Source organism: Planosporangium thailandense, from assembly GCF_011947195.1.
GTDB lineage: Bacteria > Actinomycetota > Actinomycetes > Mycobacteriales > Micromonosporaceae > Planosporangium > Planosporangium thailandense.
This window is the reverse complement of the sequence record NZ_JAATVY010000069.1, coordinates 1-1,685: the sequence shown is the minus strand read 5'-3', so window position 1 is coordinate 1,685 and position 1,685 is coordinate 1. Positions and strand designations below refer to the sequence as shown.

The 1,685-nt window shown below is 72.3% G+C and carries 1 protein-coding gene; it reads left to right on the top strand.

What is annotated here, in order from left to right; all coding sequences use genetic code 11:
- The coding region (locus HC031_RS32125) for a glycoside hydrolase family 65 protein (RefSeq protein WP_167929221.1) at window positions 1-1,685 on the top strand (1,685 nt) is incomplete at both ends.

Below are 1,685 nucleotides of genomic sequence, written 5' to 3'. Positions count from 1 at the left end.
GGCAACCTCGATGAAGGCGAGCCGCACGGGCTGCCCGGCACCTACCTGAACTCGGTGTTCGAGTTCCGCCCGCTGCCGTACGCCGAGGCCGGCTACGGCTACCCCGAGTCCGGGCAGACGGTCATCAACGTCACCAACGGCAAGCTGATCCGGCTCCTGGTCGAGGACGAGCCGTTCGACGTCCGCTACGGCGAACTGCGCGCCCACGAGCGCGTGCTGTCGCTGCGGGACGGGGTGCTGCGGCGCACCGCCGAATGGACCTCGCCGTCCGGGCACAGCATGCACATCAGCGCGACCCGGCTGGTGTCGTTCACCCAGCGCGCGACCGCCGCGATCCTGTACGAGGTGCGGCCGGCCGACGGGCCGCTGCACATCGTGCTGCAGTCCGAACTCGTGGCCAACGAGCAACTGCCCGCGATGACGGGCGACCCGCGGGCGGCGGCCGCGCTGGCCGCGCCGCTGCGGCCCGAGCAGCACATCGCGCACGACGCGCGGGCCCGCCTGGTACACAGCACCCGCAAGAGCGGGCGGCGGGTCGGCGCCGCCATGGACCACACGGTCGACTGCCCGGCCGACGTGCGTACCGACATCGAGTGCTCGCCGGACACCGCCCGGTTCACGCTCACCACCCGGCTGCAGCCCGGTCAGACGCTGCGGGTGGTGAAGTTCCTGGCGTACGGCTGGTCCAGCGTGCGGTCGATCCCGGGTATCTCGGCGCAGGTGGAGGCGGCGCTGACGCTGGCGCGCAACACCGGCTGGGACGGTTTGCTGGCCGAGCAGCGCGAGTACCTCGACGACTACTGGGCCCGCGCCGACGTCGACCTTGACGGCGATCCGGAGGTGCAGCAGGCCGTCCGGTTCGCCCTGTTCCAGGTGCTGCAGGCCAGCGCCCGCGCCGAGCAGCGACCGATCCCGGCCAAGGGGCTGACCGGCCCCGGCTACGACGGCCACGCGTTCTGGGACACCGAGACGTACGTGCTGCCGATGCTGACCTACACCACCCCGCACGCCGCCGCCGACGAACTGCGGTGGCGGCACCGGACGCTCCCGGCCGCCCGCAAGCGGGCCCGGCAGCTCACGCTCGACGGCGCGGCGTTTCCGTGGCGGACCATCAACGGCGACGAATGCTCGGGGTACTGGCCGGCCGGCACGGCCGCGTTCCACATCAACGCCGACATCGCCGACGCGGCGATCCGGCTGGTCCAGGCCACCAGGGACGAGGCGTTCGAGCGCGAGGTGGGGCTGGCGCTGCTGGTGCAGACCGCCCGGCTGTGGGCTTCGCTGGGCTGCCACGGCCCCGACGGCCGGTTCCGCATCGACGGGGTCACCGGCCCCGACGAGTACAGCGCCCTCGCCGACAACAACGTGTACACCAACCTGATGGCGCAGCGGAACCTGCGCGGCGCCGTGGCGGCCGCCAAGCGCCACCCGGACCAGGCGGCGGCCCTCGGCGTGGACGACGACGAGATCGCGGCCTGGCAGCTGGCCGCCGACGAGATGTTCGTGCCGTACGACGACAAGCTCGGCGTGCATCCGCAGGCGGAGGAGTTCACCGACCACGAGGTGTGGGACTTCGCGCGCACGCGGCCCGACCAGTACCCGTTGCTGCTGCACTTCCCGTACTTCCAGCTGTACCGCAAGCAGGTGGTCAAGCAGGCCGACCTGGTGCTGGCGCTGTTCAGGCG